This is a genomic window from Paracoccus sp. (in: a-proteobacteria) (genome assembly GCF_046462195.1).
In the GTDB taxonomy this organism is placed as follows: domain Bacteria; phylum Pseudomonadota; class Alphaproteobacteria; order Rhodobacterales; family Rhodobacteraceae; genus Paracoccus.
The window spans coordinates 1-10,395 of sequence record NZ_JBKGUN010000133.1 but is presented as its reverse complement, the minus strand read 5'-3'; the positions used below and the strand labels follow the sequence as shown (position 1 = coordinate 10,395).

The window sequence follows — 10,395 nt, the reverse complement described above, 5'->3', positions numbered from 1 at the left end:
AGCTCGTGCAGAACCATCGTGAGGGCAATGGCGGCCTGCGGAACGAGGGTGATCGCTGGCCCTCCGGCAGCGACCCGTCCGGCATAGGGACCATGGATGTCCAGGGAGCCCATGACAATCGCAGCCAATGGCGCGTCGACATGGGCGGATTTGGTCAAAAGGTCATGCGCCCGGCCCAAGGCGCTGATCTGGCCGCGAATGATTGCTGCGACATCGTCCTTGTTCTCTGCCCTGCGCAGGGACTGGTTCACGATGGCCTGCACGACGGCCAGCATGTTCTTGATCCGATGCTTGAGTTCGTCCATCAGAAGCTCGTTGCGGGCTTCTGCCTCGAGCCGCGCCGTGGTTTCCACAACCGTCAGGAAAATGCCGCACACAGCGCCGGTATCGTCCCAGATCGGGCTGTGGCTGTGCGTGAAGAAGGCTTCTTTCGCAGTCCCGTCGCGGTCGGGCGTGTAACGGGCGTTCTCGCTGTAATAGCTGTCGCCCGCCAGCACCTTTTGAAAGAACGGTTCAAGCTGGTCCTACATTTCGGACCACCAGTCATAGGCGGGCTGTCCAAGATGGTCAGGATGCTTGTGGCCGAGACGGACGGCATAGGCGTCATTGTAAAAGGTGTGGTGACGCGGACCCCAGTGCACCATTGTCGCAAACTTGGAGGTCAGGCAGATCCGCACAGCGGTTTTCAGTTCGACCGGCCAATGGATCGGATCACCCAAGGGGTGAGACGACCAGTCGATGGCGTCAAGGAGGGCCGCGCATTCACCGCCAGTGGCAGGGAAAGGCCGGATGCAGGGCAAACAATCGGTCATGCCACAAAGCTAGAAGCGGCGGCAGCCTCGTGCAACAAGGATTTGTCGATGCAGCAGCCATCATCGTGCCCTTGGTGATGCCGCCAAAGCGTATGGCGCAGTGCGCGCCGGCGGCAACTTCCATACCGATGCGGGTCTGTCATCATCCATTGCGTGTTTCGCCTGCCTCGAAACCCGGACTGGCCTGACTCTGGCTCAGCCATTCTCTGCTTGTTTTCCACGTGTTATGCTAGGATGGGGAGGGTGGGCCAGCAAAGCTGAGTCACAAAGTGTCAAGGCATGTTACATATTGCGCTGCATCTGATCCGGCCAAGGCTTCATGCGGTCTTTGACGTGGGCAGCGGTTCAGGTCGCCAAGATATCCATTTTCAAAGTAACCATTGTGTCGGCTGCAGCAAGGTGGCCAGTAGCTTCGGTGCTGGCCATATTTTCACCTGTGATTGCCCCGCAATACCTGGAGGAGTGTGCACAAAGTCACTCCTCCTGATGAAGCCATCTTTCCAAGCGCGTAAACGGACCCGCTTAAAGACGGCAGGATGACAGGGATGCCGGATGGCGGCGAAGGTTCGACGAGCTCACGATGCTGATCAGGATCACGACATGTCAGGCTCTGTCTTGCACATGAATTGGCCAAGGCGCGCACAGATGGCCCGGTCCTCGGCATTTCGGGTAGGCTAAGGCAGCAGCACCGGCGGCGTCTCCCAAGTTGGCAGGACCTTGTGAAGCCGCCTTCCAGCCTGAGCCTCCTCGATGAGATTATCGGAAACCAGCTCGATGTCACCGTCTGCGCAAACAATGCAGTGGATGGTCAGCACCTCATCGACGCCCATGAAGGCGTGATCCGAATGTTGACTCCCTGCCTGCCATTGGACAGGGTTTACCAACGTGTCTGTCCATTGCCAGGAAAGCGACAACTCCGGTGCGCTGGCAGATCCTGAGGCCGCTGGGCCGACCCCGCACCCATTCGCAAGGGGCCTGATGCTGTTCCGCTCAACTCCACCAGATCGTATATGACACCCTTTACGCAATCTTGATGGGCCAAACCGGCGGGCGTCAGCGTCACGGCGCGTGGTCTTCTGCATCAACCGTACACTCAACGGCCTTCCCAGCCTCACGACGGCGCGGCTGACTGTCAAGCGACAGACCGAGTTCGCAAGCCGCATTGGAAATTCTGCCATATCCGGCAACGCGTTCGAGGACGCGCAGAGGGTTCAGGTCAATCATAGTTCCGAAGCCTGCACATTGACGACCACAAGAAGGCTAATTATGAGGCATCGCTTCCATCATTTCCCTCTTGCGAGGAAAAAGAAACGGACCAACTCTGGCTTGATGAAAAAATTGTCACGCCGGCACAACCAGCTGTCTGCTCGACCCGCAGGATGACCTTCGATTGAACCGGACGGGCCCGCCCGCATGTCGCTCAAGGCCCGATTGCCGCCTCTGCCACGTCGATCAGAACGCATGTGCGCCGGGCCAGTTCGGTCTGACGCCGGAGCCGAAGATCAAGGAAAGACGCCGACACCCCATCAGGTGACAGCCGGGGCAGGCCTGACAATAACAGATCCTGGCAGAAGCCCTGCCTGCCCGCGAAAGCACGGTCCATACCGTTGCGGCCTTCGGCAGGCGCCGTCTTGGCCGGCCTTCGCATCAGGACATCTTGAAGGACAATGCACCCTTGGCCCTGCCGGCCGAAGAAAAGTTCCTCCTCACAGGCGGCCAAATCAGCTTCACGATTCTAAACGCTGGGCGCAGAAGAAAGTCCGGGAATTATCAGGGATTTTGCCATTGCTGCTCAAAACGTCAGCGCCGCCGGTTTTGATGGTGTCGAGATACACGTCGTGAGTTGCCACCTACTCCAGCAATCTCGAGAGAATTGTTCTAATATCTGGACAAATGCCCACAGTAGGCTGACTGAAAATCGGGCGCGGGTGGTGTTTGAGGTAGTCGATCCGGGTATCGCAGTTTAAGCTGCAGATCATGTCGGCATTCGCCTGTCCCCGGCCAGTGCATTGAGGGCCCCCATAGTGGTCGCTCTGTGCTCTTTGACCATAAATATCCCCCGTTTCGCGCGTGAATGATCTCTTGGCACGACCATTGTGAAGGGGCGCGAAGCTAGAGATCGGCGAATGAATCTATCACCCGTGGCGTTGCAGATTTGATGTCATTCGGCGTGCCCTTCATTGCCAATTACAATCTGCCTATGGGCCTCTGGTCTGGGGTGGCACCTGAATGTTGCGAACCAGAGTTATTTTTTTACCGCGAAGACGCAGAAGTTTATACCGATTATGCTCGGCTGCACACCGCCGCCGGCTGAACGAGCCAAGGCATCACGCAGCCCAGCCGCGCGAGATGCGGCGGCACCTTTCAGCAGCAACAAATCCTATCATCGGGGCAGCAATGGTTGTTCAGGGGCATATAGCTTTTTTGATAAAGAGCTGCCGGCACACCGCGAACTGGCGCCGAGAAGAATAATCTCGGTTTTTGCCTTGCCAGCCGAACAAGGACAAATAGCCTGGTCCTTATAGGACAGGTCTTTCGCGAACAGCTCGCAAAAAACTGTATCCTGAACCACCAAGTCCGATCTTGGGTGCATGGCATCCGAAAAGCCTGCTGGAACACCGACGGCGCAGACAGGGTGAATATCATTCGGCGATTGCAAAGGTCAAAATCAAGATCAGCAGGGCGGCTTGGACAATGCCTCCCGGAGCCATCAGCGGGTGGCTTCCAAAGCCTTCATGTCGTCGCGCATGGACATCACGCAAAGCAATGCAGCCGTTGGCGCGCTGCCGTCACGCTTTGCAAGATCCGGTCGATGAGGTGCCGAATGCCTTGGTTGGCTCACCAATGTTGCAGCCGATAATGCTGATAGGCTGTGCTCTTCATACTTCAGGTCTGCGGTTGTAACAGCGGTTTTGACGAGAACTTCGACATGTGACATTCTGATTTTCATCGGCCGGTTGATCAGGCGTTCAGTGTACTGGAAAAGCTCCGACGCTCCCCGCTGCCTGCGCGCGTCAATCGGCCAACATCCATCCCTTGGGATGGGCTAACGCTGGCAGACCGCGCTCCCCCAGCGGCGGTGCGGATAAGAGGCTGACCTGGCCGGAACAGAGCACTGCGGACAGGCCAATGCGGGATGGTTTTGTGCTGCTGAGGTTGATGCGCCCTCACCTCTACATCATGTCTCAGAGCAATCTCCAGTCAAGGAACATGCCCCCTGTCGTTTCAGCCATCCAGCATGGATCAAGGGTGCGTTTTCGACCTTATAAAGCGAGGCCTGACATACGGTGGCGGTTCCGTGGCAACATGCGACGGTGCTGGGTCCGCGTAAGGAGCAGGGTCTCTCCATTCTGGCAGAACAGGGCGTCCCGATGGGCATGCTCATGCTTCTTGTGATGTACTGCCGGACAGCGGGTTTCGGATCGAAACCCACCCGACCTTACCGGTTATCGAGGAAAGGGCTTGCTGAGGCCTTCTGCTCCGGCAAGGCCGAAGCGCCACGGCAAATGCTGTGCCTTGCTGATGCCGATCCTTGGGCCCACAAGTAGATCGGGCCTGTCGGCAGCGAGGGTGATGGAAAATTCGGTCCCGTCAAAGATTGTGCCATCATCTTCGAAACGGATGCCGAGCGCCTGCGTCAGGCGTCCCGGTCCATTGCACAGCATGGCGCTGTTCCGCCGCGTCCGCATGAGCTCGACACCCCATAGCGGAGCAATTGCCCGTATCAGCACCGCCTCTCCCGGCAGGGCAACCACGTTCAGGCACAAGTGGATCCCATAGGAACGATAGATATAGGCATGCCCTGTCGGACCGAACATCGAGGCATTGCGCCTTGTGGGACCACGGAAACTGTGAGAGGCCGGATCGCTCTGCGCATAGGCTTCCGTTTCAATGATCGTGCCACCTGCTCCCCGCACCAGAAGGCTGGCGCCGATCAGCCGGCGTGCCAGAGTGGCAGCGTCCATGCCGGCAATCTGGCTGAGAAAAGAGAAAGGGGACATGATGTCAGTTCCAGTAAGGCAGTCAAAAGATATCGATCCGCTTTGCAGTGTTTTGCAGCGGTTGAGCAAGCTGTGCAAACATGCCGGGATGAGAAACTGAGCAGCATGCGGGCTTCGGCTTCGCGATTGAACGCAGAAACCACGAGGCGCCTTGGGGGCGGGGCGACGGCCCATCATCGGGGCCCGGGTTTTTCGTCCAAAACAGCCGTGACAAGGGTCGGGTTCCAAGGATTGCGGCGGTCATTCCTTTCTGCAAGCACGCCGCCGGATATGCGGAAGCGGTATCATCTCTTCAAGGTTCCTTTGACGGATGGACGCTGGTTTCGAAAACCGAACCCCTTGTCCATCACACAGCTTCATATTCAGCATTTTAGATAGACAAGCGCATAGTGCATTCTGCGACGCAGTGCAGCAGGACACCCCGCGTTTCCAAGATCCATCACTGCAAGCCGGGAACTCGGCTTGTTACCGACAACTCATCAAATCAGTTACGAGAGCTTTTTCCCGAAAGACACCTCCTTGTTGCACAAAGCCATGTCGCAAGTGCCATCCATTGGTGGCCTGCCAAGGCGTTTTTGGATGTTCGACCTTTGAAAGGGGGGCAGGCAAACCTTCGGGGATTTCGTTCCCTACGTCTTCTTGAAAGGCCTTGTCTGCGGATCAGGCTTGAAGCGTTACCGTGACAAATTCTCCATGGCCGCCACCAAGGCTTCCAACCCGTCGATCAAACGGATGGACGGGTGCATTGCCTCGGCGTCCAGAATGACGATGCGCCCCTCTTTGACGGCGTTCATCTGGCTGGTTACCGGGTCCGATCTGAGAAAGCGCAATTTTTCCTCATGGTCGTCGGCCGGAAAGCGGCGACGATCCATCCGTGCGATCACGATGACGGAAGGATCGGCACGCGCGATCGTCTCCCAGCCGACCGTGGGCCATTCCTCGTCCGAGGTGACAACGTTGCGCAGGCCCAGTCGCTCCAGCATCCACGCCGGTATTCCCATGTGCCCGGACATGTAAGGATCAAGCTGAAGGTCAGGGGACGAAAACCAGACGGCCGCCGATGCGTCCGGCAGATCCAGCGCCTGGGCAAGTGCGACAACGTCAGCCTCGCGTGTCTTCAGGTCATGGACCAGCGCGGCACCCGCTTCGCGACGGTCCATGATTTCGGCCATTTCGGTAATGGTCTGATAAAGTGTTGCGATGTCGAAGGGTGCAAGCCGGGTGCCATCGGAGCCGACAAGGTTGTCCTTGCCCTGGCAATCTGCAGGCATGACATAGGCCGGAATGCCCAGATCCGAGAACTGCGCGCGCGTGCCGACGGCTCCCTGCTCTCCGATCATCCACTCGAACATGGTCGGCACGAAGCCGGGCCGCTTGTTCACCACGCCCTCGAAGCTGGGCATGTTGTCGCTGATCCGTTCGACGCCGTCATCGGCATCCGCGTACTCCGGCAGAACCTCGTTGAACCAAAGGGCGGTGCCGGCCATGCGGTCCGCCGCGCCAAGCGCGTAAAGGATTTCGGTCGTGGACTGTCCGATCGAGACAACGTTGTCGGGCTGCGCGGGAAAGGTCAGTTCATGGCCGCAGTTCACGATGGTCAGCGGATAGGTGGTCGGCGAAGACCATGCAGCCGGTGCACAGGTCACGGCGATGGCGATGGATGCGGCAAGTCTGGTCACGTTGATCGTCCTTCATCTGGGGAAGGACGGGGTCAGGGAAGGCACGCGAGCCGGAAAGGGCCAAGGCCCTTTGCTGCAGGATCTAGCGGTTGTCCGCGTTCCGGGCCCGCCAAGGCGCATCGTGGTCTCCTTCCGGGGCACCCCGCCCGGGTAGGTCAAGATCATGATGGCAGGTCTCCTGACTTGCGGATCGCGGCCTTTCTCAGCCTTCCCGGCGCCGGGGGCGCCAGTGGCATCGAGGGGTCGACTGCCGCTTGCAGTTGCGGGGGCAGTCGTGGACTTGGCGCCTGATGGCTACACCGTACCACGTTCCCTTTTCACCCGATCAGGCTTGGCCGTCTCGGGAACCATCGGAACAGGAAATGACCGAAAATGGTCCGCGGGTCAATCCTGCGCAAAGGGCCGGCCTTTCATGCGGTCTGCCGGACAAGCAGCGCGCGCCGTATGTCGATGATCAGGAACAGGGCCAGGCTGAAACCCATCATCGGCAGCGGCCAGCCCAGAACGCAGACCAGCAGCACCCATACCAGACGGGACCTCGGCGACAGCCTCGTCCAGGCCAGCGACAAGGGCTTTGCCGCCACGCGCCTGCCCCCACACAAGACATAGCCCTAGACGATGGTAACCATCAGGCCAAAGGCGATCAATGCCATCAGGATCCGGTTCGGCAGGCCGAACAGCAGCCCATGTGCAGGTCAATGCCCCAGCGGATCAGCTTTGGCACCAGCGAAAAACTCTTGGAGTCTGCGCGGCTCGTGACAGCCAAGGTTTCGGAATGGAGGGCAATCGCCTCCGCTTGCGTGGGCCAGCGGCGATCATATTCGCGCACGGACCATGCCTGCCTAGGATTCGACACTCGGATTCCCACAAAAGGTGAGCCGGGCCCTGCCACGCGTGCCGTGGCCACAACGGCATCGAGTTCCGCCATCCGATTCTGGCGCGCTGTCAGGTTTGGAATGTCGTGGTGGGGTGAGCATGCACCATTGGATGCGTTTCCGTGTCCAGCGTTAGGCTGACAGAAGGCGTGACGAGGCCAAGTGCGACGCGCAGGCTGCCACAATCCGCCCACCCGCAGCCGGTGACCAGGTCAGGCCGGTAACGGACAAGAAGATCAGGCCGACTGCCAAGGTAACGCCAAGGGATCCATGAATCCAACGGTGCCGTTGTGCGGGCGGCATGTCTGTCACCGTGCGCCGACAGCGCGCCCGCGTCACCCAGAGAGCAAGGCTTCCAAGAACCATGACCCACAGCCAGAACGCCGCAGGCTCGCTGTAGTATTGCCCCATTCCCCAGCATCATGTTGCGATGCAGATAGTCCAGCCGCATGCGGAAGGGTAGGATGCCGCTGGTGCCATAGGTGGTCATGTCGCCCCTGATCGTCAGGTCCACCGGGCCGACGAAGATGGTCCTGTTCTCGGATGGTTCCAGTGTGCCGTCCGAGAAGAGAATGCGGGTTATCGGGCTGTCAGCAGGCGCGGGCCTTATGGCCGAAACGCTGAAATCATTTCTGATGAAGACTTGCGCCGCTTGGGATCCGATCTGCGGTGTCAGCATATAAAAAATGCCGCTGAATGCCGCGATGAACAGGAACGGGCCGACAAAAGCCCGATATGAAAGTAAAGCCGCATCAGGAACGGACGCAGGGAATTCTGTGTCGTCCTTGCGGACGAGTTGCCATGAGATTGCATGAAAGATAACCTGTCAGGATGCGCCCCAAAGGGTACTTGAATGCCGGATAAAATGGATCAGGTCGTGCTGTCAGAGAAGCGCGCAGGGGTGCTGCCGGATCGCGGAAGCGCAGAATTGTGCATTCAGCTTGCGGAAAGATGATGGTCGGCGCGATTATCCCTTCGATGCCGATCAGGCAGAGGTCGGCCCGAGGCAGGTCGCTGCCCGTGATCATGTGGCGGAGCGAACAGCGGGGTCCGTGCCGATGTTCGAGTTCATCCTGCAGGCACAGGTCCAACAATGAGCCGCCCGACAGCACGAGCGCCTCAAGTCGTACTTCCTCGGTTGGGGGAACGCCGCGAGCCAAAGGGGCCGATGCAAGGGCCCTGCCGACAACCGCAAGCAAGGTCAGGCAAAGGAGGCGGAGAGAGGATGGTCGGTGCATCGCCTCTTATCGGCAAGGATGCCGCCCTGCCAAGCGGCAGCGACGGAACCGTTCGAACAGGTGTTGCTGCAGCAGATCGTTTCTGTCCGCGATGACGCAAGCGTTTGCAATGCTCTTCGGGAACGGCAGGCCAAGGCAGATCTAAAAAATTCACTGTGATGCGCATCATGATCAGCGTTCTGGACAGCGGCCGGACCTGCACCGTTTGCCAAGAATGCGGATAACGATTGCCTCAGATTTGTCTGTCAGGCCGTCGGGAGGGTTTTGTACAGAAAATTTATATCTCGCACAGTCGCTCACCGGGCATTTGAGGAGTCGACGGGACGTCTGATGGTCCAGCGTTAGTTGAAGGCTCAGTATCTCAACCTGCTCAATGCGCCGGGCGCCTCTATTGCAAATGCTTCCGCTTCAGGCGCAGAAGCCATCGCTGCATTCCAAAGATATTGTCCCAGCAGATTGTCGTTGTTGCCCCTGCGTTTCGAGAGAAATTTGTTTAAAAAACAAACGCTTATACGCGCCAGTGAGTGTTCGGTCAGAGATAGATACGCTCTCCCAACCACAGGTTGCCAGCAGCATCGCTGCCTTTCCTGCCGACCGGCCCAGCATTTCGTTTTGCCGTGCCGTTGCAGAAAACAACCTGCTTTGTAATCACAGGGGAAAGTTCGGATCCGACTGCCTGATATACACTGCCTGAAAGCAGCCGCGCCCGTCTCTTGAGCGGTATTCCGCCAGAGTATGGCTTTCGGGGAACACTTTCGCACCTTGCGCCGTTTCAGGAGCAATCGAAGGAATTGACCAATGATCCGAGCGTTCTTCGCCAAGACCATTGCTCTTGTCGTTTCCTGCAAGCCAAGAGCCTTGACCCGCACCGACAAGAGCGTTTACCCGCGACATGCGGCCAATGGCTTAGCATATTGGCCAATACCTGCGGCGATGGCACTTGGGTTGGTGGTTGCCATGGCCATTCTATCGTTCGTGGGTCTAAAGGACTCCGAGGCCCCTAAAGTCGCCCTTGATCAGCCTCGTTCCGCACCCATGCATCCAAAGGTTCTGGATGTCCCGCTGACACCTCCTCTCACGGTGCGTGACCAGCGGCGGTTGATACTCACGAGCACGGTGCCTCCCGCGCCACGGCCGCTCGAGGTCACGACGACGCGGCCGTTTTCCCGTCCCCCCACGCCGGAACAGATCGTCAGGGGCGCAGCCGTGCCGCTGCCGCCTCAGTCGTTGCGCAACGCCAGCGATCTGTCCTGCATCGCCGTCGCGATTTATCACGAAGCACGCGACCAGAGCGACCTTGGCCAGCGCGCTGTTGCATCGGTGATCCTTCAACGCGCTGCGGTTCCCCACCGATGGGGTAACACCGCCTGTGACAACGTGGTCCCAAGGCAGTTCAGTTTCATGACCACGCGCTATGACTTTCCGCCGATCACTGACATGAAGGCTTGGAGCAAGGCTGTCCAATTTGCAGCCCATGCCTTGATCGACGGGCCGATGCCTGAACTCAAGGGGGCGGACCATTATCACACAACCGCCGTGTCACCGTCTTGGGCTCCCGACATGGTCAAGGTCCGTTCGATCGAAGACCACATCTTCTACGTCGATCCGGGTTCATCTTTTTCTCTTTAGGGTGATGGCGTCATTAACTGCAGCCTGTTCAGCACGGGATGAGTTGTCATGGTCCCTTGCCCCTTTGCTATTTGATCGCAGGTTTTGATGGTGCGATTGCTTCTTGGGAATGGAAGGACGCACTATGGGCAGGTTCGCCACGGGAGCGGCATGACCACCCA

Annotated in this window: 9 protein-coding genes and 1 riboswitch; of the genes, 2 read left to right on the top strand and 7 right to left on the bottom strand. The window is 58.6% G+C overall.

Annotated elements, in window-relative coordinates; genetic code table 11:
* Together ACLHHB_RS08580 and ACLHHB_RS08575 are read right to left on the bottom strand one after the other, a co-directional pair.
* Positions 1–497: HWE histidine kinase domain-containing protein (locus tag ACLHHB_RS08580; protein ID WP_410217855.1), on the bottom strand; the 497-nt coding region annotated here is incomplete at its 3' end.
* Between the two features lie 27 nt (positions 498–524).
* Positions 525–812: a hypothetical protein gene (locus tag ACLHHB_RS08575; RefSeq protein WP_410217854.1), complete on the bottom strand. Its 288-nt coding sequence runs from the start codon at positions 810–812 to the stop codon at positions 525–527.
* Positions 813–2,554: 1,742 nt separating this feature from the next.
* Between ACLHHB_RS08575 and ACLHHB_RS08570 the strand changes: the two genes are divergently transcribed.
* Entirely contained in the window at positions 2,555–2,779 is a 225-nt protein-coding gene (locus ACLHHB_RS08570) for a hypothetical protein (RefSeq protein ID WP_410217857.1), read from the top strand.
* Positions 2,780–3,522: 743 nt separating this feature from the next.
* Here the strand turns inward: ACLHHB_RS08570 and ACLHHB_RS08565 are convergent.
* From ACLHHB_RS08565 to ACLHHB_RS08545, 5 genes are all read right to left on the bottom strand, one after another.
* Complete coding sequence (locus tag ACLHHB_RS08565) at positions 3,523–3,750, bottom strand: hypothetical protein (RefSeq protein WP_410217853.1); 228 nt, start codon at positions 3,748–3,750, stop codon at positions 3,523–3,525.
* Between the two features lie 508 nt (positions 3,751–4,258).
* Positions 4,259–4,813, bottom strand: a complete 555-nt coding sequence (locus ACLHHB_RS08560) for a DNA-3-methyladenine glycosylase (protein ID WP_410217852.1) — start codon at positions 4,811–4,813, stop codon at positions 4,259–4,261.
* 674 nt (positions 4,814–5,487) lie between these two features.
* Positions 5,488–6,492 carry an ABC transporter substrate-binding protein gene (locus tag ACLHHB_RS08555; RefSeq protein WP_410217851.1) on the bottom strand — a complete coding sequence of 335 codons (1,005 nt, stop codon included), beginning with the start codon at positions 6,490–6,492 and terminating at the stop codon, positions 5,488–5,490.
* Between the two features lie 150 nt (positions 6,493–6,642).
* Positions 6,643–6,859, bottom strand: a riboswitch (cobalamin riboswitch).
* Positions 6,860–6,902: 43 nt separating this feature from the next.
* Positions 6,903–7,076: a hypothetical protein gene (locus ACLHHB_RS08550; protein ID WP_410217850.1), complete on the bottom strand. Its 174-nt coding sequence runs from the start codon at positions 7,074–7,076 to the stop codon at positions 6,903–6,905.
* A 423-nt stretch (positions 7,077–7,499) separates the two neighbouring features.
* Positions 7,500–7,733 (bottom strand): hypothetical protein, encoded by a 234-nt coding sequence (locus ACLHHB_RS08545; RefSeq protein ID WP_410217856.1) that lies wholly within the window; start codon positions 7,731–7,733, stop codon positions 7,500–7,502.
* A gap of 1,670 nt (positions 7,734–9,403) precedes the next feature.
* On the opposite strand from ACLHHB_RS08545, the gene ACLHHB_RS08540 reads away from it, so the two are divergent.
* Positions 9,404–10,234: a cell wall hydrolase gene (locus ACLHHB_RS08540; protein WP_410217849.1), complete on the top strand. Its 831-nt coding sequence runs from the start codon at positions 9,404–9,406 to the stop codon at positions 10,232–10,234.
* The last annotated feature ends 161 nt before the right edge of the window (positions 10,235–10,395 follow it).